Genomic DNA, 22,587 nt, shown 5'->3' with positions numbered 1-22,587 from the left:
GACTAGGTCAGTAAGTTCGCTTTGTATGCTATGGATGGAATGTGACGATTTAGAGCAAGTAATTTGACAGTTTTTATTAATTTCTATGGCACTTATATTTCATACGCTCGGTATGTGTTCTGTTGATTAATGTCATATTTTTGTTACGCACACGCCTTATGTTGTTCATCAAATTATCGTTGGACTAGATCAGAATGAGAGCGACAGGCACCAGCCAATTTGGTACCCAATTAGGAAAAATTAGAAGCAGCTTAAAGCAGCAGATTCTTTCCGGCATCATGTCGGAAGGGCAAAAGCTGCCATCAGAAAGGGAGCTCAGTGAGCTATTTTCTACGACTCGAATCACTATCAAAGATGCATTGGTGTCTTTAGAAACTGAAGGCCTGATCTACCGAGAAGAGCGTCGTGGCTGGTATGTATCTCCGGAGCGGATCTGTTACAACCCGTTGTCTCGTTCTCACTTCCATCAAATGATTCGAGAGCAGCATCGTATTGCAGAAACCAAGTTACTCAACGTGCGAAGTGAAATGGCCGCAGGTGAGTATGCAAAATCGTTAGAGGTTGAGCGAATTACCCCAATTTATGTGATTGAACGGTTACGTTTTATTGATGGGCGAGCGGTATTGTTTGTTGAAAATATACTCAAATCAGCACTGTTTGAAGGTATATTGTCCGAGAACCTCATCATGTCACTGACGGGTATTTATCGTGAGAAGTATGGCTACGAGACAAAGCGCTCTCGTTTTGATGTGATTCCAACGTCAGCACCTGCTCATGTCGCTAAAGCGTTGAACTTGGCTGAAGGACAGCCGGTTCTGAAAATTCGTCGAGTAAACTACAAACAAGATGGCAAATTAATGGACTGCGAATTCGAGTATTGGCGTCCAGATGCAGTGATGATTCGCATTGATAGCGTAGGATAAAGTGCAGAATTAAAAAGAGCCCAATGAAGGGCTCTTTTTCGCATATTGGTTAGAGAGGCGGTTTAAACTAGTCCTTGCTCTTTTGCCATTTTACTTGCGATGCCAGGCGCTTTCCAAATGCTTGGTAGCAAAATGAAAGACACAGGCACGGCGGTAATCACAATGAAAGACTGCAATGCAGAAATACCACCAGAGCCCATTGAGATAAGCGCAATAGCGACAATACCCATCATCAAGCCCCAGAATGAGCGAATCACTGCGTTTGGTTCTGTTGAGCCCGTCATTACTACACTGATTGTGTAAGTCATTGAGTCACCCGTCGTCACGATAAATGTTGTCGTTAAGATCAGGAACAGAACCGAAATGATCATTGGGTAAGGTAATTCACCGGTAATCGCTAGCAGTGCTGCAGGCAAGTTAAAGCCTTCAAACGCAGATGAAATCAAGCCAGGGTTATCAAGCTCAAACGCAAGGCCACTACCGCCAACAATACTAAACCAGAAGCAAGTAATCAGCGGTGCTGCGATACTAATAGACATGATCAGCTGGCGAATTGTACGACCACGAGAGATACGAGCAATGAAGATCGCCATCATTGGGCCATAACCGATAAACCAACCCCAGAAGAATACTGTCCACCAGCTTAGCCAGCCCGTATCACCACGGTAAAGCGCCATTGGGAAGAAGTTATCTACCATGCGACCAACGCCTTGTACGTAGCCATCAACAATAAAGCTTGTCGGTCCAAAGAACAGGATGTAACCAATTAACAGCACAGACAAAATAATGTTGTAACGACTGACGATTTGAATACCTTTGCTCAAACCGCTTAGTGCGGAAAGGGTATACATCAGGATCGCTGCCATGATAACCATGCTTTGAGTTACGAACGTATCTGGCAGGCCAAACAATGAGTTTAGCGCGTAGCTAATTTGTAAACCTAAGAAGCCGATAGGGCCGATTGTTCCTGCTGCTACGGCAATAATGCTACATGCGTCAGCAACATCACCAATCCAGCCTTTAATGGCTTTATCGCCAAACACAGGGTAAAGCAGAGTACGCGGCTTAAGAGGCAGGCCTTTATCGTAATGCAAGTGCATTAAGACAATGGAAGATAGACCACCAAGGATCGCCCAAGCTAAGAAGCCCCAGTGCATAAAAGACTGAGATAGAGCATTGATTGCGGCAGTTTTCGGAGAGGCTTCACCGTATAAAGGTGGGGCAGTCACAAAGTGCGCGATAGGCTCAGCAGCGGCCCAGAACACACCACCACCTGCAAGTAGGGTACAGAGTACAATTGACAACCATTTAAAGTTATCAATATCAGGTTTCGCTAGACCACCTAGACGCACATAACCAGTGCGACCAAACGCAAGAGCCAAACCAATAAGGAAATTCAGAAGAAGCAGTACTTGCCAGTAAGCTCCGAAATATTTAGTAGCAAAGCCGAAGCCGGTGTTAACCATTGCGGTTAGAGAGTCGGTATTCGTTAGGGCAAGTAAAACGAATAGAGTGAGGAAGCTACCACTTAACCAAAAGACAGGATTGGTGAGTTCGAGGCGCTTGAGCAGAGATGGGGGATGAATAGCAGAATAGTCAGCATCCTGAATAGGCGCTGTGTGGGAGGCGGCATTCGTCATATTTGACATAATTACTTCGCTTTTTAGGGCTATGAAGCCGTGCATTTCCCCTCACATCGTTTCGACGAAAAGTGTGAGGATGTTCAAAAAGCCGATGATGTTAACATGTCGAAGTTGCAAATATAACCTTAGATTTCGATTAATTTTTAACAGGTTAGCCAAGTTGCTGATTTTTGGGTAGAGATCAAAGGAAAGTGTTTTTACGTGAAGTGCACCGCATTTCGTATGTAAATAACATTTCCCTTGTTTTTGCATGGATTACTCAGGATTACATTGAGCAAACATGTTTCTTCTCCAAACTGAGGTTTACTCAATGGCTCACTTCGAACTTAATGGACAGTGGTTACTTACCTCGCCACAGCGTCCCGATATTGAAATTCCAATGTCTATTCCGGGCGATAATATTTCGGCGCTTTTACAAGCAGAGCGCATTCCGGATCCTTATTTTGCCGATAATGAAAACAAAGTTCGTTGGATTGAAGAGTGTGAGTGGCATATCTCGCGTGAGTTTGAAGTCGACGCGTTTACGTTGTCTGCCAAGCAAGTTTGGATGACGCTAACTCGTGTCGATACCTTGGCAACCTTCTATATTAATGGTGAGTTAGCACTAACTTGCAGCAACATGTTTACTCAACAACGAGTTGATATCAAACCTTATTTAAAACAGGGCATAAATACTGTTCTTGTTCAATTCGCAAGAGTCGATATAGAAGGTGTGGAACGTGCTAAAAAATTGCCTTTCCCAATCCCTTCCGCAATGGGAAATAATCAAATTCCGCACATGAATTTGATCCGAAAAACGCAATGTCATTCCGGATGGGACTGGGGCATTTGCTTGATGGTATCGGGTATTTACGACCCCATTCAAATCGACATTGTGAATGAGCTTTGGCTCAAAGGCTTCTCGACAGAGCAGCAATGGCAAGCCGATGAGAGTGTGTTTCTTGATGTAGTAGTTGAAGTGGAAACGGACAGTCAACGCCATGAACTGATTGTTGAATTTAATGGTGAGCGTCAATGTATTCAAACAAAAGGAAGTGGCCACTATCACTGCCAGTTCCACATTTCGGAGCCTCAACGCTGGTGGCCATCAGGTTATGGCGAAGCTTATCTTTACCCCATTACCATTTCTTGCAGAGAGCAAAAGTTAACGCGCAACGTTGGTTTGCGTCAGTTAACCCTAAATAACCAAGCTGATGAACATGGCTCTGCGATGGAATTCATCGTCAATGGCGTACCAATTAATGCCAAAGGTGCCAACTGGATCCCTGTTGACGCAATGCCGGGGCGAGAATGCGAAACACGTTATCGCAACCTTTTGCAAAGTGCGGTTGATGCTAACATGAACATGATTCGGGTATGGGGCGGTGGTCAGTATGAGAGCGCGATCTTTTACAATCTGTGTGATGAGCTCGGCTTGTTGGTGTGGCAAGACATGATGTTCGCATGTTCACTGTATCCATCTGATAATGACTTCTTAAAAGAGGTCGAAGATGAGCTTCGATACCAAATCTCGAGGCTTAAGGAGCACCCATCAATAGCACTTTGGTGTGGTGATAATGAAGTGATTGGTGCCATTGGTTGGTATGAAGAATCCAAGCACAATAAAGTCAAATACACGGTTAACTACGATCGCCTCAACCGCATGATTGAGCAGGTGATTACCGAACAAGATAGCGTTCGTCGTTTCTGGCCAAGTTCCCCGTGTAATGGTGAACTGGATTTCGGTGACGCGTGGCATGATGATAGTAAAGGCGATATGCACTTTTGGGACGTTTGGCACTCAGGAAAATCATTCAATGCCTACCTTGACGTGAATCCTCGTTTTTGCTCTGAGTTTGGTTTTCAATCTTGGCCATCTTTTGCAGAAGTTAAGCAGTTTGTCCCGGAGCAAGATTGGAATATCACGTCCCTAACCTTTGAACAACATCAGAAGAATCCTCGTGGTAACAGTATCATCACAGAGATGTTCACGCGTTATTTTCGTTTTCCTTCTGGATTCGAGAACATGCTGTATTTAAGCCAAGTTCAGCAGGCAATCGCGATCAAAACTGCGTGCGATCATTGGCGCGCCATTTCTCCAGTTTGTCGCGGCATGTTGTATTGGCAACTCAACGACAACTGGCCTGTCAGTTCTTGGTCTAGCTTGGAATACAGTGGTCGTTGGAAGCAGTTGCACTACCATGCAAAACGCTTTTTTGCGCCGCAGTATTTGGTATTTTCCGAGCATACAGGCAAGTTGAGCCTGCATTTGCTCAATGATGCCAAAGAGCCCGCAAGCGTCAACGCACTGCTCAAGTGGGTAGATTGGCAAGGGGAAGAAAAGCAATGTTGGAGCTTAGAACAAACGGTCATAGCAGACAGCAATACGATTTTGTGGCAATTGGATGAATCGGTTGAGAAGGATGAGCTTACGTCAGGCTTCTTCTATGTTGAAGCGCAAATCGGTGAAGACAGAATAAGCAACACATGGTTTTGCACTCATGAGCTGAAAACTTTGCCTATGGCAAAAGCCAATATTGATGTCTCTATTGAAGGAAGCCAAATTACATTGATTGCTGACAAGCCTACGTTTTTTGTTCATTTGGAAAGTGATGTTGATGGAAGGTTCAGTGACTCCAGTTTTACTCTGCTGACCAACGTTCCAATGACGGTTGAGTATTTAGGTGATGATGTTTTAGGCATGCAACAGTCGTTGAGGGTATACCACCTCAATGATTAAAACGGGCATAGAACATCTATATGCTGATATCTGGGAAGGGGGCCTTTGCTCCCTTTTTAGTTATTAAGTATCCGTTATTAAGCTCAGGTTGAGACAGAAGGTTATTTAAGTTTCTGATGAATACGGTAGCCAACAACAAAACCTATGTAGAATAGCGCTGCGAGAGTAAGCATTGCCGTCGCGTACGCCAGTAGGCTGTTTAACCCTAAACCAAAAGCCAGAGTGAAGGCGATACCATGAATGGCTTCCGCAGGGATTCGGTACCAAGCAGCGTGGACGGAAGATCCGAAGAGGATAAAGGTACTAAGTAAGACAATCGTGCCGCCTATAAAGCCGACCCATCTGCTGTTGTTCATGTTGTAATCCAAGGGTTACCGAAGTAACGTAACAAAATATTTCAGAGCATGCATTATACAACCGAGAGAGGGTATAGGTGGTAGAAATATTTGCCTCACAAACTAAGAGGCCATCTAAGTGGCCTCTTTTTAACCGATTTAACGGCATCCGTTATGATGCAAAGGTGTGAGGCTTGTAAGAAACCTAACGTTTGGCATTCGTTTCGGGTTGTGCTTCTGGTTGTAGCGTCCAATCACCACCAAGTGATTTGTAGAGCGCAATCGTAGCTTGTGCGGTTTGTAACTTTGCTGCGACTCGCTGATCTTGCATCATGCGTTGCTGACGTTGCGCATCTAAAACCGATAAGTGATCAATCAAGCCAGCTCGGTACAATGACTTGGCTTTGTTGACGGCGTTATTGGTGGCTTTCAATGCCTCATCGATTCGACGCTGATTTTCTTGGCTGCGACCATAAGCAAACAGCGAGGATTCGGTTTCTGCCAAAGCCGCCTCGACCGTATGTTGATAAGACAATGTCGCCGAATCAAAACGCGCTTGGTTGATGGCTTCAATTGCCTCGCCACGACCCCCATCGAACAAGTTCCAGCTTACGCCTGCCGCGCCCATCCAACCGAAAGAATCGCTACTGAAAAGATCGTCAAAGCTTGACGCAGACAACCCCGGAGCGCCCGTCAAAAAGAACTTCGGATATTGATCAGCAACGCTTGCTGCTAACTCTTCATTGAGCGCGGCCATTTCGCGCTCGGCTAAGCGAATATCGGTACGACGTTTCAACAGATCGGAAGGTAAACCGACCGGCACCATGTCTTGCATGACAGGTACACTATGTTGCTTAGACAGACGGATTTCGACTTGCGTTAGCGGCTCACCAAGCAATACTGCTAAACGATGTTTGTGCGCTTGTTGGGCAATCTCTAACTGCGGAACGAGCGATTCCATTGCCGCAAGTGTGGCCTTTGCTTGGGCTAAATCGAGATCAGAACCGTAGCCGCTGCGCACGACTTTTCCGACGAGGTCGAGTGTGCGTCGTTGATCTTCTAAGTTCGACTTTGCCAATTCAAGGCGCTCACTCGCGCCTTGGTATTGCAAGTAGTTGTGAATCAAATCCGCCGTGATCACCGTGTTCAAGCCGCTTTGATAAATCTGAGCTTGTTCGAGACGAATTTGCGCCGCGTTCGCTTGGCGGTCGATGCGCCCAAACAGATCAGCCTCCCAAGCTATACTCGCGCCTGCAAATACGCCATCGTGCTGATTATCCATTAGGGTGACGTTACCAATTTGAGGTGGCAGACCCGACACGGAATCACTGAGTGGATTCAATATCGGACCGAGTGAAGAGTCATTTTTACTGAACTGATAGTTCATGTAACCCGCACCGAGATTAATTGTCGGAACCTTGAATGACTCCACCATGGTTTTATAGTTGTTGGCCATTTTCACCCGCTCGGCCGCCACTTTCAGCGGAATGTTTTGGCTCTGCATGTCTTGAACCATTTGATTCAACACCGGATCGTGAAACTTAGTCCACCAAAACTCAACGGGTTGTGAATCGGTACTCAACCCTGCATTTTCGGCGTTCAAGTAGGTTTCTGCCATGCTGGTGGTCGCTGCTTGGTAGTCGGGGCCCACTGCACAGCCCGCTAAACTTAGGGCTAGAACGACAGGCGTTAGAATGAATTTTTTCACGATGACGCCTCCTCTAGCTCAGCGTTGGTTTGTGTGGATGGTGCTTTTTCTTTGTAAGCAAGGCGATACAGCGCAGGCATGACAAACAGTGACAATATGGTTGCGGCTGCCAAGCCTCCGATGATGGTTGCCGCCATTTGGTCAAACAGCAGATCTGACAGCAGCGGGATCATGCCGAGCGCGGTCGTTAACGCACCCATAGAAATGGCCATAGTACGGTTGACTGTGGCTTCTTTGATGGCGTCAGACAAGCTCATGCCATTTGCGCGTTCGAGCTCAATTTGATCCATTAGTACGATGCCATTTTTGATGATCATCCCGGTCAGCGTGATAGCTCCGATCAGCGCCATAAAGCCAAATGGTTTATCGAATCCAAGCAGAGCAAACACAGCCCCTGATGCTGCCAGTGGTAGCGTTGCGAGGATGATGATTGGTTGCTTAAAGCCGTTGAACATCGCGACTAAAATGATCACCATGATCAGCATTGCTTTTGGTTGCTGCTTCATGATGTCGGTGACCGCTTTGTCTTCATCGTAATATTCGCCTCCCCATTCCATGCTGTAACCCGCCGGAAGTTGGATAGCTTCAACCTGATCTTTAATGGCATTTCTTACATTCGCTGGTGTGGAGTCTCGACTCACACCCGCTTGAACCGTGATGGTTTTCACGCGGTCGCGTCGCCAAATCATGCTCTCTTCGGTGACCAGTTCGAATCCATCCACCACTTGACCAAGCGGAACGCTGTTAAAGCCAAGTAGAGAGCGCACAGGTAGCGTTTCTAGTGACGCCATGTTTTGCGATGTGCCACGTAACTGAATTGGAATCAACTCATCATTCAGGTTCATTTGTCCGAGCGGCATGCCGTCTGATGCGCGTTTTAGCGCGAAAGCGACATCGGCGCGGTTAATTCCTGCTTGACGCATTTTGTCTTGGTTTAGAATCGGCTTGAGCACTTTGCTTTCTTGGCGCCAATCATCGCGAATGTATTTTGCATCAGGGTTTGAAGCAAAAATCGTTTTCGCTTCCGCCGCTAGTTGATGTAATACGGTTTCATCCGGACCAGAAAAACGCACCTCAACCGCGAACTTATCTTTGGTTGCCAACTTCAGTGCTCGGAAGCGAGGTTCGGCATCCGGAAACGCCTCTTTCAGCCAATCATCACCACGCGTCACCAAGTAACTGATGCTCTCGTAGTCTTTGGTGTTGATCAGAATCTGCCCGTAGGCAGGGTCGAGCGGCTCAGGCTCTACCGTTACCGAGAAGCGAGGTGCACTGGTGCCGACATAGCTAGAGATACTTTCCACTTCTGGTTGTGCGACCAACCATTCTTCAACTTTACGCATGTCTGCCGAGGTTTGTTCAATCTTGGCACCATTGGGTAGCCAGTAATCGAGAAACACAATTGAGCGATCCGACTGAGGAATAAAGTTCACGGCCACATACGGGATTGCCACGGCGGTGACTAAAATCAACGGAACCAAAGCGGCTAATGCTTTACGCGGGTTGTCCACCGTCCAGAATACCAACTGTTTATAACGGCTCGGTTTGGTCTCTTCGCTGTTAGCTTTTGGCTTGATGAACATCCACGCCATTAATACCGTAAACGTCATCGCGACGATCCATGAAAGCAACAGTGACGATGCCACAATGTAGAACACAGAGCTCGCAAACTCGGCGGAGTCGGTTTTGGAGAACAACACTGGGCTTGCGCCCATAATCGCGATGACAGTTGCGCCTAAAAGTGGCACAGCGGTTTCTTTGACGGAATCAATCGCGGCGCGAGTTCGCTCGATACCTTTGTTGAGCTTGGCGATCATCATATCGGTGATCACAATGGCGTTATCCACCAACATGCCCAGTGCGAGAATAAACGTACCTAGCGAGACACGGTGCAAATCGATGCTGGCGATGTTCATGTATACAAGCGTGAGCAAAATCGTCAGGAGCAAGCTTGCGCCAACGATGGTTGCACTCTTAAAACCCATGAAGACCAACAACACCACAAAAACAATCGCGACACTTTCAAGCAGGTTGCCAACAAAGTCGTCGATAGACTTTTGTACTTCTTCAGGTTGATAAGCAACGGTCGAGATGTCGACACCCAGCGGCAGTGATGCTTGGTAGTTAGCGATGATGTCTTGAATCGTATCGCCAAGTGACACCACGTTAATGCCTTGAACTGGGCTCACCGCCAAGGTGACAGCGGGCTCTCCGTTGTAGCGGTTTTCTGCCAATGCTGGTGTTTGATAACCCATGGTGATGTCGGCGATGTCACCAAGGCGAATCAACCCCGAGCCAAACTCGCCGGTGCCACCATTGATGATTAAATTGCGAATGTCTTCTAGAGACTGAAACTCACTGGTTTGCGCAATACGAATACGTTCTGTACCTGCATCGAATTTTCCCGCTTCGAACGTGCTGTTTTGTGTGCTCAGTTGGTTCCAAACTTGTGCGATCGACAAACCATATTGAGCCAAGCGCTCGTCTGGCATATCGATGTGCACAACGCGAGGTTGAACGCCGTGTAGCTCGATCTTTTTGATGCCGTCGACGGCTTTGATTTGGCGTTGCAGCTCTTCGGCGTAGCGACGCAACTCTTCTGGCGCAGCATCTGTGCTGTGGATAGAGAAAAGCATGCCGTAGACTTCAGAGAACTCGTCTTGTACTACGCTGATCTGCGCGCTGGAAGGCAGCTGCAGTTTTACATCGTCCACTTTGCGTCTCAATAAGTCCCATTCCTGCGGAAGTGCTTTGGAGTTAAGGCTCTCTTTGAGGTCAACAAAGACCATAGACAAACCTGGGCGAGACAATGAGCGCAAGCGATCCAACTCTGCCATTTCCTGCAACTTGGTTTCCACGGTATCGGTGACTTGGTGCTCGACTTCTTCGGCAGATGCACCCGGATAAAGGGTCACGACTACCGCAGTTTTTACCGTAAAGCTCGGGTCTTCCAACTTGCCTAAGTCGAAGTAAGAATAGATGCCAGCGATCACGCTCAATACGATAAAGAACAGAACGAACTTACGTTGGCGAATCGCGAATTCAGCTAAATTGATCATGGATTCGCACCTACAACGTCTTGATGGTCAGGTTTGGGGCGGCATCGCCCTCGCTCAGATAATGGCTACCGCTGATCACCACATAATCGCCTTGCTCAAAACTTCCGGTCACACACGCTTGGTATGCGTCGATAGAGTCAAGGTTGACCGGCTCTGAATGAATAACCGCATCACGAACCACATTCACGTGTAGAGTTTGTTTCTCACCCAAAATTGCAGAGTAAGGAAAGCAATGGCTTGAGTGACTGGTGTTGAGCGCGGTATTAACCGTGACTGCTTTACCGTTGAATAGCGCACTGGAAATCGAATCGATGTCTAGCGTGACGGTATAGGTTTGTTTGAGCAGGTGCTTCTTCGGCGCGATTTCTGCCACGGTTGCTCGGTAGGATTGCTCCGAATCATACCAAGTCAACGATGCTGGCTGACCTAGTGCGAATTGCGCAATCATATTTTCCGGCACGTCGATGTCGACTTCCCAGCTGCCTTCTTGCTGAATTGACACAACACTGCCACCCGGCAAGGTTTGCTCATGTGGATCAATAGAAACGTCGGCAACAATGCCAGGGAATGGCGCACGTAGAGTGGTGTAACGTAGGGCATCTTTTGCACGTTGGATGTTTTTCTCAACCACTTTGACGGCAGAGACGCTACGTTCGTAGCTGCTGATGGCTCGATCTAAGTTTACGCTGGCAATGGCATCATCAGAAGTTGCTTGTTTTACGCGCTTTAACTCGGCTTTCGCGAGTTTGTGTGCTGATTGCGCTTCTAACATGCGCGCTTGTAATTCTTCTAGTGAGACTTGGTAATCGTGCTTGTCCAGCGTGGCAATGACTTGGCCTTTTTCTACCACGCTGCCTTTATTTACGAACACGCTTTCCACGGTGCCAGGTACACGAAAAGAGAGTGAGGCGGTTTCTTTTGCTTTTACGATCCCGCTGAATGATTTGTTGAGTTCTTCATTCCTTTCGTTGACTTCAATCACTTGAACGGGTCTGGATGCGCTAGGCTCCTCAACCTGAGGTTGAGTTTGATTACAGCCGAGTAGAGAGAGCGCGATAGTGCTCAGCGCGGCGGTTTTAATTTGATGATTCATAAGATGGCTCCATAATTTCGGCGCCATCTTATAATTCACAGATGTTCAGATAATCATGCGTACGCATGATTCAATGTCACGAATTTTATGACAATAAATGCAAGCTACAAAAGTTTTGGGATTTTATTGCACAAATGTTCAATAAGTAACCGGCTAGCTTGGTTCAGCGTTTTCGGCTTAGGGTAGAGTAACCACCCCGTTTCTTCTGTGACGGCATATTGAGACAATACTTGCACCAATGCACCGGATTCGAGCTCATTTTTTACCAACAGTTTTGGGATATAACTGATGCCGCGGTCAAGCACTGTGGAGCTTTTGATAAAGCCGATGTTGTTGGAAATGAGTTTCGGTTTGAGCGCTACGTTTTGTTCCTGAAAGTGCCAAAGGTTGTCGACATTGCCATTTGGCCAACGAAAACAAATGCACTGATGATCACTCAACTCTTCTAATGTAGCGGGCGTGCCGTGAGTTTGAAGATAGTTCGGTGAGGCAACGACACATCGGTCTAGCGTTAAGATCTTTCTGGCGACAATGTCTGAATCAAACAGCATGCCGCCGTGCAGCGCGATGTCCAACCCCTGCTGAAACATATCAATAAAGCCATTGTTGATATTGCGAATGTCGAGCTCAACCTGCGGGTATTGATCCTGAAATTCAAACAAAATGGGTTGAAGAGGTTCATAGGTTTCTGGCAGAAGGCCAAGTTTGATTTTGCCTCTGACCTCGATGCTTTCGTTACTGGCTTGCTGGTTTGCCGAATCAAGCAAGGTGAGCACTTTTTGCAGATCTTGGTAGTAGGCATCGCCTTTGTTTGTCAGCGAAAGGCTGCGAGTGGTGCGGTGAAAAAGTTGTGTTCCGAGGTAACGTTCCAGTTCTCCAATGCGTCGGCTAACATTTGCTCGTGGCAAGTCCAAAGCATTGGCTGCCGCTGTAAAGCTGCCAAGTTGGACGACTTTGGTGAACAGTTTTAGATCGTCAATTTTCACTCTTGAACTCCATACTCTTTGAGCGCCGTGCTAAACCCTGACACTCTAGAGTATTGATGTGTGGTATACAAAACTTATTATTAATTATCGAAATATAAATAAGGGCTTCAACATGTTGAGATTTATACAACGTCGCCGCATTAAGAAAGTGATTAAACTAATGAGTACCAGATTGGTGGTGGGATACGGCAGTCGTGAGTACTTTTCCGTCGGTCAGGTAAAGACGAGCACTTGCGAGTTAAGCTCGTGCCAACAAAAAATTGCGTTGGCGTTGTTCGCGAATCCGCAAGATCTTGATTTGGAAAATCAACCAGAGTTGCAAGCCATCCGCTCTGATGTGGCGAATGACTTCTTTTCTGGTGCCGATTATACCGCTCAAGATGTGCTTAATTTATTCGGTGCTGGTGGCTGGAAAGGCGGCCGAATGGAAGATGGAATGTCTCATCATTTTGGTATGCACAGCCGATACTAGAGCGAGCTAACCTTATAAAGTCTTGTCAGTTAACTCGCTATATCAATTTGCCTTGTGAGGTGTCACTCCAATGCTTTGTTAAGCGGCACGCTTTACGAGGCAGAAGTGCTTTTTACCGCGTTGCAGTAACCAGTATTGGTCAAACAGTGGGAAGCTTAAACTCGGGTTATCAGCCGACACTTTTTCTCCGTTTACACTGATGGCGTTGTTGCTGATGTGTTCGCGTGCAACACGCTTTGAGCTTGCTAAGCCCGACTCAATCAACAGCTCAACCAAATCTTGTTGTGCGCTCTCAATGCTTGGTAAACCATCTAACTCCAACTGTTTTAATTCACCCAAACTCAGTTGTTGCACATTACCGCTGAATAAAGCTTGCGTGATGCGTTCGGCACTGGCTAGACCTTCTTCGCCATGAACAAATCGCGTCATTTCCTCAGCGAGAATACGTTGTGCTTGCGGCTTGCCTTGGCTTGCTTGGTCTTGCGCTTCAATGCTGGCAATTTCTTCGCAGCTCAAGAACGTGTAGTAACGCAAGAAGTGGTAAACGTCGGCGTCTTCTGCGCCAAGCCAGAACTGGTAGAAGGCGTAAGGCGAGGTTTTGCTAGGATCTAGCCATACTGCGCCGCCTTCGGTTTTGCCAAATTTGGTGCCATCGGATTTCGTGATCAGCGGCAGAGTTAAGCCAAATACTTGCTCACCATTTTGGCGACGAGTTAAATCGATCCCGCTGACGATGTTTCCCCATTGGTCATTGCCACCGATTTGCAGACGGCAACCGTATTGACGGTTTAGCTCGGCAAAATCGTACGATTGCAGCAGAGCGTAGCTAAATTCGGTGAAGGAGATACCTTGGTCAGGTCGTTGCAGGCGTTGTTTTACCGACTCTCGGTTGATCATGGTATTGATCGAGAAGTGCTTACCTACATCGCGGAAGAAGTCGATGACGTTGATCGCTTTCACCCAGTCAGCGTTGTTCACCATGATCATTGGCTTGGCCAGTTGGTGATTCATCAACTGCTGAATTTGATTCGAAAGATCGTTAACCCAACCTGAGACGATTTCTGAAGAATTCAGACTGCGCTCGGTCGCTTTAAAGCTTGGGTCGCCAATCATGCCCGTTGCACCGCCAATCAAGGCTATAGCCTGGTGTCCGGCATCTTGAAAGCGCTTAAGCATAATCAAAGGCACGAGGTGGCCGATGTGCAAGCTGCCTGCTGTAGGATCGAAGCCGCAGTAAACGGTTTGTGGCTGTGAGAGAAGTGTCTGAATTTCTTCCAAATCGCTGGCTTGTGCGATCAAGCCACGATCTTGTAAATCTTGCAGTAATGGTGTCGTCATTCTTTTTGTCTGTCTTAGTGGTTGTTGTATTCAGACTAAAACGCGACACCTTTTGTCGATATATCCCTTAAGGGACAGTTTTTTATCTTGAATGGAGAATGAGGTGATTGAGGAAAAGCTGGAATAACTCACTCAATGAAGACACATTTAACTGCGAGTAAATGCGTTTTCGATGATTTTTGACTGTGCCTTGCACTAAGTGTAACCGCGCGGCAATTTCTTTGGTGTCAAACCCTTGAGCGAGAAGTGAAGCCACCTCTTGCTCGCGACGAGTGAGTGATTCTACGCCAAATGTTGCTAAAGCTTGCTCAATGGCCAATCGCATACTGCCAGAATAAGCACTCTGGGCAAAAACAGGCTCAGAAAAGGTAAACTCCGTTTGTTTCCAGTGCTGCTGACAAAGCGATTGAATTATCGGGAAGTAGGGCTTTAATTTATTGATTTGCTGTTGAGAAAAGTATTTTCCATCATTCATATACCCGAAGTACAGCATGACCCAACGGCCAGGTTCGACTTCGACTAGCATGCTCAGTTCGTCTTTCCACCCTGTCTGATGGTAGAACTGTTCGCAGTAGGAAGTAAAATCTACGCCTTTGCGTGCTACGTCTTTGAGCGTAAATACGCCTTGTTGCTTTGTCTCGTTTAGTTTGAGAAAAAAAGGGTCATTTTGAAATGAGTCAGTAAGGTAGCGTTGAAAAAGTAACTCTCGCTCGTTCTCAATCGAGTCGTAGAGATAAATAGGATGTTTACCTTCTCGATAACCTAAAATAACCGCGCAATCAAAATGAAAAAGAGTGCGAATGACACGCATAAGCTTAGGAGTAAAGTTAGGCGTATTAAGAGCAGAAATTGCTTCTGCCAGCAGATTATTAAAGTTATTGTCAGGCATGGGATACCGAATCGCAGATGGTTTTGGGCAAGCATAACGAAAAGCCATCCAACGAGAAAGGGAAGTCACCATCTTCTGGTGACTTCCCATGAGAAAGTTGCACAAGTACTCAGTTTTGAGGAGTCATAGCTGCGTTAACTTATTGATAAGGGTGCATAACAACCGTTCTGTTTAAGCAATTAGTTGCTATGCGTTACTGCGAGTTGGTGAGCTCTTCGTTAACCCAATATTTAGAACCAGACACGTTGGCATCGATGAGCAAGCCTTTTGCATTCAACTGATAAACGGCGACGCCACTGTTAAATTGCTTTGAAAGTTGCTCTGAGTCTTCGCCAGCTACAGCAGAGGCTTCACTGGTCGCTTCCCATCCTTCGTTGACGAACGTATCAAAGTCTTCTTTGCTTTCAAACAGAATCACTTGTTGGTAAAACTTGCCGCCAGCCCCAAGTGCGACGCCCAAACCAAACATATTCATATAAGTGCGTTTTTCTGTTTCCTTATTGACTGCGACACCTGACCCTGAGTTGGTGTGAAACAATAAAGACAATTTACGAGAATCAAAGACCGCGTAGCCGTAAGCGTTGTCGTAAATGGCTTTGGCCTCCGGCTTTTCATTAAACAACTTGAGCAAAGCACTATCCGCCATTAAGTCTACGGCTTGGCGAGCTTCTTCTGGCGTGTCACCTTCCATCAGTTCATCAATTTTCTTGTCGGCTGCATCTATCCATTCTTTGCTTTTCTCGATACTAGCTTCTGTCCACTCGCCCGCGGTATTGATTGCTTCCTCGGACCAGTTCGTGAAATCTTGCCACGCTTGTTTTGAAAAGGCTTTGGTATCGTCCCAAGCATCTTGCGCAGTATCAGAAACCGCTTCGCCTAGCTCAGACATTTTGTTGGAAATATCATCCCAATCTGCGTAAGCGGGAGATGCTAGGAGCATCAATGTGGTAATGAGTGCGATAGACTTTTTCATCAAATTCTCTCTGGAGTTGTCGATACATCATTCATTCTAGGTCATCAGACTTTGATAATGAAATTGACTAAATGGCGATCTTGAGAGAGGAATCACGAACTGATTGCGAAATGACGTATGAATAACAAAGCCCTCACAAGGGGAGTGTGAGGGCTTGAGTTTTTAGCGCGTTACTTGCTGCTAACTTTACCGAGCTGTAACCAAGTATCGATAACGGTGTCTGGGTTTAGTGAAACAGAGCTGATGCCTTGCTCCATCAACCATTCCGCCAAATCTTCATGATCTGATGGGCCCTGACCACAAATACCCACGTACTTACCAGCTTTGGTTGCTGCGTCTATTGCCATTTTCAGCATGATTTTCACTGCTGCGTTACGCTCATCAAATAGGTGAGCAACGTCGCCAGAGTCACGGTCCAGACCAAGCGTTAGCTGAGTCATGTCGTTTGAACCAATCGAGAAGCCGTCAAAGTACTTCAAGAACTCATCGGCAAGTACCGCGTTGGATGGCAGTTCACACATCATGATGACTTTAAGACCTTGGTCGCCACGGCGCAGATCAAACTTCGCTAGCAAATCAATCACTGATGCAGCTTCGCTTGGTGTACGCACGAATGGGATCATTATTTCAACGTTCTTCAGACCCATTTCGTTACGAACGCGCTTGATAGCTTGAGTTTCTAACTCGAAGCAATCTTCAAACACTGGAGAAATGTAACGAGACGCACCACGGAAGCCGAGCATTGGGTTTTCTTCATGCGGTTCGTAGGCATTACCACCAACCAAGTTGCTGTATTCGTTCGACTTAAAGTCAGACATACGAACGATGACGCGTTTTGGCCAGAAAGCAGAAGCGATAGTCGCGATGCCTTCAGTCAGCTTGCTCACGTAGAAATCGATAGGATCTTTGTAACCACGAATGCGCTGTTTAATTTCTGCTTTTAGCTCATCGCTTTGCGCATCAAAGTTAAGTAATGCTTTCGGGTGAATACCGATCATCTTGTTGATGATGAACTCTAGACGAGCAAGACCAACACCTTCGTTTGGAATCTGAGCAAAGTCGAATGCGCGATCTGGGTTCCCCACATTCATCATCACTTTGGTCGGCAGTAGTGGCAGTTCATCAACAGAAGAGCGTTTTACATCAAACTCAAGTTCACCTTGGTAAACGTAACCCGTTTCGCCTTCTGCACAAGATACTGTCACTGTTGCGCCATCAGTCAGTTTGCTTGTCGCATCGCCACAGCCAACGATTGCAGGAATACCAAGTTCACGAGCAATGATTGCTGCGTGACAAGTACGTCCGCCACGGTTGGTAACAATAGCAGAAGCTTTCTTCATCACTGGTTCCCAGTCTGGGTCAGTCATGTCTGTAACTAACACATCACCTTCTTGAACCAATGACATTTGGTCCAGAGAGTCAACCAAACGTACTGCACCTTTACCGATACGTTGACCGATTGCACGACCTTCAATCAAAACATCTGCTTTGTTCTGTAGCTCGTAGCGCTCAATCACGTTTTGTTCCGTTTGTGAACATACGGTTTCAGGACGCGCTTGAACAATGTACAGCTTGCCGTCGATGCCATCTTTTGCCCACTCAATGTCCATTGGACGCTGGTAGTGCTTCTCGATGATCATCGCTTGTTTGGCGAGCTCTTTGATCTCTTCGTCGTTCAGTGAGAATGTGTTGCGCTCTTCATCAGAAGTATCAACGATATCAACTTGTTTGCCGATCTCTTGGTTGTCAGAGTAGATCATTTTGATCAACTTAGAACCAAATGTTTTCTTAACGATCGGGTGCTCACCTGCTTCAAGCATTGGCTTATGAACGTAGAATTCATCAGGGTTTACTGCGCCTTGAACGACCATTTCACCTAGGCCCCATGAAGAGGTGATGAAGACAACTTGGTCGAAACCAGACTCAGTATCAAGCGTAAACATCACACCCGAAGAAGCTTTGTCTGAACGCACCATACGTTGGATACCCGCAGATAGTGAGATACCACGATGGTCGAAACCTTGGTGTACACGGTAAGAGATCGCACGGTCGTTAAATAGAGAAGCGTAAACGTGCTTAGTTGCTTCTAGTACTGCATCGATGCCTTTCACGTTCAAAAACGTTTCTTGCTGACCAGCAAAAGAAGCATCAGGCAGGTCTTCTGCTGTAGCAGACGAACGAACTGCGACTGAAAGCTCAGGGTTGCCTTCAATCAGTTCTTGGTAGTTTTCACGGATTTCTTGTTCAAGGTCCGCAGGGAAAGGGGCCTCTAATACCCATTGACGGATGGTTGCACCTGTCTTACGCAGAGCTTCCACATCCTCAACGTCTAGTTCATCAAGTAATTGGTGAATACGCTCATCCAAACCTTCGTGGTCAAGGAATTGGTTAAACGCGTATGAGGTTGTCGCAAAACCATTTGGTACAGAAACGCCTGCGTTCGCTAGGTTAGAAACCATTTCGCCAAGTGAAGCATTCTTACCGCCGACTTTGTCGACATCATCCATGGATAGGCCATTGAACCAGAGGGTGTTCTTTTGCATGTCTTTCTCCAGAAACATTGCAGCTTAGTAGGGGGACTTAAATCGCTCTAAACAATCGCATGTTGGCTGTTATTACACTTTGACCATACATTGCTTCATTTAGATTGATATCAAAGGCAAACGATTACGTTCTGGCTGAAAAAAATTCAAAAGAATTTTTAAAGCTGTGGTGAACCTAACTGAAAGCCAAACTGATTTATTAATATTATGTTTACCATCCTACTCAAAAGATTTTGAAAAATTAAACAGAAATGCAAATAAATAACCAAAGTCGTGATGTGTTCTATGTTTCTGACGGTACGGCGATAACATGTGAGACATTAGGGCATGTTGTTCTCGGTCAATTTCCGTTCATTCCTAACGAAAAAACCTTTCCGTTCGTAGAAAGCCAGGACAAAGTTGCTGACGTTGTAAAAGAAATTGAAACTTCCTACCAACGCAATGGCGTCAAACCTCTGGTGTTTTTCTCTATCGTGGTGCCAGACGTACGTGAAATGCTGCTGGAAGCGCCTGCATACAGCTACGATGTGTTGGAAAGCATTGTACAGAAAGTGCAAGACGACATTCAGATGGCGCCAAAACCCAAGTTGCAGCGTTCTCGCAGTGTGGGGAAAGATTCCGATACCTATTTCGATCGTATCGCGGCCATTGAATATACATTGGCGCATGATGATGGCATCACGCTAAAAGGGTTGGAGCAAGCCGATATCATCCTGCTGGGAGTATCGCGCAGCGGGAAAACCCCCACCAGCCTATATATGGCGATGCAGTTTGGTTTGCGTGTCGTGAACTATCCATTTATCGCGGAAGACGTGAAGATGATGCGCTTGTTGCCTGAGTTTGAGATCCATCGTCATAAATTATTCGGGCTTACTATCGACCCTGAACGTTTGACTGAAATCCGTGAGAATCGTTTGTCTGGAAGTGATTACGCCAGTACTGAGCAGTGTAAGTTGGAGCTAGACACCGTAGAGGCGTTGTTTAGAAGAGAGGCGATCCCATACATCAATACGTCCTCTCTATCTGTGGAAGAGATCACAACGCGTATTCTTGAAAAAGCAGGGATGAAACGCCGTTTGTTTGGTTAATACGGGGCGCCAACATTGTCGTGTGCAAGAGGAGGCGAGTAATGCCTCCTCTTGTGCATCTAAAGATGCCTTACACAGAATTAATAGTATTGGAACATCTTTTGGATGTCTTGATAGTTTTTGGTTTGAGTAAGTGACAGCATCAGTAAGATACGTGCTTTTTGTGGGTTTAGTGTGCCTGAGGCAACAAAGCCATATTTGTCGTCATCAATTTCAGCATCCAAAGTGGTTGAGCCGCTAGGCGTTCGGGAGCTTCTTACAACAACAAGGCCATCTTTGCTCGCTTTTTCTAGCTCATCAAAGACCGTGTGGTACAAGTTACCATTACCCACACCAGCACTTACAATACCGTCAAACTTCGCATCCACAAAGGCTTTGACTGGTAAGCTCGACGCATTTGCATAGTTATAAACAATGCCTACTTTAGGTAGTGTGTTGAGTTTTGATACATCGAATGGTGTTTCTGTGGTGTGTTTACGCTCTGGGCTTCGTTGATATTTGGCATCGCTATTATGAATGTAGCCGATAGGGCCAAAGTTAGGTGACTGGAAAGTACTGACGGAAGTGGTGTTTGTTTTAGTTACGTCTCGCGCATCGAATATAGTGTCATTCATCGCGACTAACACGCCGCGCCCTTCAGAATCTTCATCGGTTGCTGTCACGACGGCGTTGTATAAATTAACTGGGCCATCAGCACTCATTGCGGTGGAAGGACGCATTGCACCGACAATCACGACTGGCTTTTTGCTCTTGACGGTCAGATCAAGGAAGTAAGCGGTTTCCTCTAATGTATCGGTACCATGAGTAATGACGATACCGTCAATATCATCTTGAGCGAGCAGTTCGTTGACTCGTTTGGCTAATTTAAGCCATACCTCATCATTCATATCTTGTGAACCAATACTGACCACTTGCTCTCCGGAAATATCGGCAATGTTGGTCATGCTCGGAACGGCAGAAATCAATGATTCGACACCGACTTTACCTGCGGTGTAGTTTGACTCTGTCGCAGATTGACCTGCTCCAGCTATGGTGCCACCAGTGGCAAGGATTTTAATGTTCGGAAGATCGGATTGCGCAAAAGAGAACGAACTGATGCATAAACCGAGAGTTATCGTACTGAGGCGGAAAAGATTTTTCGTCATGGGAATCACCTGCTGTTAGGTTGGATGTTGGGGAACTCATCTATCCTAAAAACAGCGGGTTAGATTTTTTGAGCACTAGTTCAACAAATTGCAGATGAAGATCGTGATCAAGCAATCAGTTAAAGAACATTAATTCAAACAATTAACTTAAATAACGTGCTTCTTTAACAAGTGAGATGTACTAATAACGTGCACAATGCGTTATATGCTCTAATCTATTGATTGATAAATAAAGAGGGAAGGGAGGCGCGATTAGGTTACTAAACACGAATTGAGAAGTGCAATTTCTTCAAAGTTTACAGTGTAAAAAAAAGCGGCTTTACCCCGGAACAGATAAAAGCCGCTTGCCAATGATGTGTTAATTCACATCTTATCGCATAATCATTTGTTCACGACCAGGACCCACAGACACCATTTTTACTGGTACGCCCATCAGTTCCTCAATGCGTAGAACGTATTTCTGTGCTGCTACTGGAAGCTCTTCAAACTTACGACAACCTGTGATGTCCTCGCTCCAGCTTTCCATCTTCTCGTAGATTGGCGCAAGAGATGCAGTTTGAGGCCAGATTGGGTTTTCGCTGTGGTCGCCTTCGTAGCCAACACAGATTTTCAGATCGTTAAGACCAGTCAAACAGTCTACTTTAGTTAGCGCAATTTCAGTTGCTGCTTGCAGTTCAACACCGTTCTTCGTAGCGACTGCGTCGAAGTAGCCCATATCGCGCGGACGACCTGTAGTTGCACCGAACTCGCCTGCAAGTTCTCGGAAAGCATCTTGCTCTTCCATTGCAGTGATCAACGTACCAGTACCTACTGATGAGCTGAATGCTTTTGCAACCGCAATAACGCGTTCAGGACGAAGTGCTGGAAGACCACTGCCGATACCCGCGTACATTGATACAACGTTAGAAGACGTTGTCCAAGGGTACTCACCGTAAACAAGGTCACGACCCGCGCCAAGCTGCGCTTCGAACAATAGAGTTTTGTCTTTTGCTTGTAGCGCTTTCAGAGGAAGCGTTACGTTGCAAATTGAATCGCGCCAAGGTGCAGACACTTCTAGCAACCAGTTCGCCATTTCTTCAGCGGTTTGTTCAAACTCGAATGTTGGGTAGAGCGCACGCAGTTGCGGAAGTTTCCAATCCATCATGAATTGAAGGCGTTCAACCAATACTTCTGGTTGCTTCAACCAACCAACAAGAATGCCTTTCTTCATTACGCGGTCACCGTACGCAGGTGCAATACCTTGACGAGTTGAACCGTATGCTTTGTCGCCTAAACGTTGTTCTTCCAGCGTATCTTCTAGTGCGTGTAGAGGTAGACACAGTGTTGCGCGATCAGAGATGCACATATTCACTTTTACGCCCGCTTCTTCAACTTCCGCAATCTCCTGAGACAGCAACGCAGGGCTGATAACCATACCCGGACCTAATACTGCCAAACAGTCAGGGTTGAATACGCCACTTGGTAGCTGGTGCAGCTTGAACGTACCTAGGTCGTTAACCACGGTGTGACCCGCGTTGTTACCACCTTGAAAACGAATGCTCGCAGAAGCTTGCTCTGCCAAAAAGTCAACGATGCGGCCTTTGCCTTCATCACCCCAGTTTGCACCCACAACAACGATAGACGACATAATTTAATCTCCAAAAACAGATGCAAAAATCTTAAGGTGTTCGCCA

16 protein-coding genes are annotated in these 22,587 nt (G+C 46.4%); 4 read left to right on the top strand and 12 right to left on the bottom strand.

The genetic code is table 11. From position 1 onward, the window contains the following. Positions 1–194: 194 nt before the first annotated feature. A complete protein-coding gene (locus B7360_RS08340; RefSeq protein WP_074189836.1) occupies positions 195–923 on the top strand; it encodes a UTRA domain-containing protein in 729 nt (242 codons plus the stop codon). A 62-nt stretch (positions 924–985) separates the two neighbouring features. Here the strand turns inward: B7360_RS08340 and B7360_RS08335 are convergent, their stop codons facing one another. Further along, positions 986–2,572, bottom strand: a complete 1,587-nt coding sequence (locus B7360_RS08335) for a BCCT family transporter (RefSeq protein WP_005392697.1) — start codon at positions 2,570–2,572, stop codon at positions 986–988. Positions 2,573–2,876: 304 nt separating this feature from the next. Here B7360_RS08335 and B7360_RS08330 point away from each other — a divergent pair, with 304 nt between their 5' ends. Next, positions 2,877–5,285 (top strand): glycoside hydrolase family 2 protein, encoded by a 2,409-nt coding sequence (locus B7360_RS08330; RefSeq protein ID WP_085343337.1) that lies wholly within the window; start codon positions 2,877–2,879, stop codon positions 5,283–5,285. Between the two features lie 101 nt (positions 5,286–5,386). Here B7360_RS08330 and B7360_RS08325 read toward each other — a convergent pair whose 3' ends face one another. From B7360_RS08325 to B7360_RS08305, 5 genes are all read right to left on the bottom strand, one after another. Next, on the bottom strand, positions 5,387–5,641 hold the full coding sequence (locus tag B7360_RS08325; RefSeq protein WP_046875806.1) for a hypothetical protein: 255 nt from the start codon (positions 5,639–5,641) through the stop codon (positions 5,387–5,389). Positions 5,642–5,825: 184 nt separating this feature from the next. Next, positions 5,826–7,328 (bottom strand): efflux transporter outer membrane subunit, encoded by a 1,503-nt coding sequence (locus B7360_RS08320; RefSeq protein ID WP_085343275.1) that lies wholly within the window; start codon positions 7,326–7,328, stop codon positions 5,826–5,828. Further along, positions 7,325–10,387 (bottom strand): efflux RND transporter permease subunit, encoded by a 3,063-nt coding sequence (locus B7360_RS08315; RefSeq protein ID WP_085343274.1) that lies wholly within the window; start codon positions 10,385–10,387, stop codon positions 7,325–7,327. Before B7360_RS08315 ends, B7360_RS08320 begins: the two co-directional genes overlap by 4 nt. Before the next feature lie 10 nt (positions 10,388–10,397). Next, on the bottom strand, positions 10,398–11,480 hold the full coding sequence (locus B7360_RS08310) for an efflux RND transporter periplasmic adaptor subunit (RefSeq protein WP_085343273.1): 1,083 nt from the start codon (positions 11,478–11,480) through the stop codon (positions 10,398–10,400). 104 nt (positions 11,481–11,584) lie between these two features. Beyond that, the gene (locus B7360_RS08305) at positions 11,585–12,466 is read right to left on the bottom strand and encodes a LysR family transcriptional regulator (protein ID WP_005392703.1); all 882 of its coding nucleotides are present in this window, start codon (positions 12,464–12,466) and stop codon (positions 11,585–11,587) included. Positions 12,467–12,578: 112 nt separating this feature from the next. On the opposite strand from B7360_RS08305, the gene B7360_RS08300 reads away from it, so the two are divergent. Continuing rightward, entirely contained in the window at positions 12,579–12,938 is a 360-nt protein-coding gene (locus tag B7360_RS08300; RefSeq protein ID WP_085343272.1) for a DUF6559 family protein, read from the top strand. Between the two features lie 78 nt (positions 12,939–13,016). Here the strand turns inward: B7360_RS08300 and tyrS are convergent, their stop codons facing one another. From tyrS to ppsA, 4 genes are all read right to left on the bottom strand, one after another. After that, on the bottom strand, positions 13,017–14,276 hold the full coding sequence (tyrS, locus tag B7360_RS08295) for a tyrosine--tRNA ligase (protein WP_085343271.1): 1,260 nt from the start codon (positions 14,274–14,276) through the stop codon (positions 13,017–13,019). Between the two features lie 82 nt (positions 14,277–14,358). After that, positions 14,359–15,165, bottom strand: a complete 807-nt coding sequence (locus tag B7360_RS08290; RefSeq protein ID WP_046876144.1) for a response regulator transcription factor — start codon at positions 15,163–15,165, stop codon at positions 14,359–14,361. Positions 15,166–15,358: 193 nt separating this feature from the next. Further along, a complete protein-coding gene (locus tag B7360_RS08285; protein ID WP_006741381.1) occupies positions 15,359–16,138 on the bottom strand; it encodes a hypothetical protein in 780 nt (259 codons plus the stop codon). Between the two features lie 170 nt (positions 16,139–16,308). Next, positions 16,309–18,681: a phosphoenolpyruvate synthase gene (gene ppsA / locus B7360_RS08280; protein ID WP_085343270.1), complete on the bottom strand. Its 2,373-nt coding sequence runs from the start codon at positions 18,679–18,681 to the stop codon at positions 16,309–16,311. A 251-nt stretch (positions 18,682–18,932) separates the two neighbouring features. On the opposite strand from ppsA, the gene B7360_RS08275 reads away from it, so the two are divergent. Then, positions 18,933–19,769 (top strand): pyruvate, water dikinase regulatory protein, encoded by an 837-nt coding sequence (locus B7360_RS08275; protein WP_005392709.1) that lies wholly within the window; start codon positions 18,933–18,935, stop codon positions 19,767–19,769. An 80-nt stretch (positions 19,770–19,849) separates the two neighbouring features. On the opposite strand, the gene ansB is transcribed toward B7360_RS08275, so the two are convergent. Both ansB and B7360_RS08265 read right to left on the bottom strand, forming a co-directional pair. Then, positions 19,850–20,914: an L-asparaginase 2 gene (gene ansB, locus B7360_RS08270; protein WP_085343269.1), complete on the bottom strand. Its 1,065-nt coding sequence runs from the start codon at positions 20,912–20,914 to the stop codon at positions 19,850–19,852. Between the two features lie 370 nt (positions 20,915–21,284). Then, complete coding sequence (locus B7360_RS08265) at positions 21,285–22,541, bottom strand: adenylosuccinate synthase (protein ID WP_085343268.1); 1,257 nt, start codon at positions 22,539–22,541, stop codon at positions 21,285–21,287. Between the last annotated feature and the right edge of the window lie 46 nt (positions 22,542–22,587).

It is taken from the genome of Vibrio sp. ArtGut-C1 (assembly GCF_002105475.1).
GTDB lineage: Bacteria > Pseudomonadota > Gammaproteobacteria > Enterobacterales > Vibrionaceae > Vibrio > Vibrio diabolicus.
The sequence above is the reverse complement of the archived record's forward strand: the minus strand, read 5'-3'. Positions and strand labels throughout refer to the sequence as shown.

Coding starts and splice junctions, on each gene's coding strand:
- B7360_RS08340 (WP_074189836.1), top strand. CDS start 195: ATGAGAGCGACAGGCACCAGCCAATTTGGTACCCAATTAGGAAAAATT.
- B7360_RS08335 (WP_005392697.1), bottom strand. CDS start 2,572: ATGTCAAATATGACGAATGCCGCCTCCCACACAGCGCCTATTCAGGAT.
- B7360_RS08330 (WP_085343337.1), top strand. CDS start 2,877: ATGGCTCACTTCGAACTTAATGGACAGTGGTTACTTACCTCGCCACAG.
- B7360_RS08325 (WP_046875806.1), bottom strand. CDS start 5,641: ATGAACAACAGCAGATGGGTCGGCTTTATAGGCGGCACGATTGTCTTA.
- B7360_RS08315 (WP_085343274.1), bottom strand. CDS start 10,387: ATGATCAATTTAGCTGAATTCGCGATTCGCCAACGTAAGTTCGTTCTG.
- B7360_RS08310 (WP_085343273.1), bottom strand. CDS start 11,480: ATGAATCATCAAATTAAAACCGCCGCGCTGAGCACTATCGCGCTCTCT.
- B7360_RS08300 (WP_085343272.1), top strand. CDS start 12,579: ATGTTGAGATTTATACAACGTCGCCGCATTAAGAAAGTGATTAAACTA.
- tyrS (WP_085343271.1), bottom strand. CDS start 14,276: ATGACGACACCATTACTGCAAGATTTACAAGATCGTGGCTTGATCGCA.
- B7360_RS08290 (WP_046876144.1), bottom strand. CDS start 15,165: ATGCCTGACAATAACTTTAATAATCTGCTGGCAGAAGCAATTTCTGCT.
- B7360_RS08285 (WP_006741381.1), bottom strand. CDS start 16,138: ATGAAAAAGTCTATCGCACTCATTACCACATTGATGCTCCTAGCATCT.
- ppsA (WP_085343270.1), bottom strand. CDS start 18,681: ATGCAAAAGAACACCCTCTGGTTCAATGGCCTATCCATGGATGATGTC.
- B7360_RS08275 (WP_005392709.1), top strand. CDS start 18,933: ATGCAAATAAATAACCAAAGTCGTGATGTGTTCTATGTTTCTGACGGT.
- ansB (WP_085343269.1), bottom strand. CDS start 20,914: ATGACGAAAAATCTTTTCCGCCTCAGTACGATAACTCTCGGTTTATGC.
- B7360_RS08265 (WP_085343268.1), bottom strand. CDS start 22,541: ATGTCGTCTATCGTTGTTGTGGGTGCAAACTGGGGTGATGAAGGCAAA.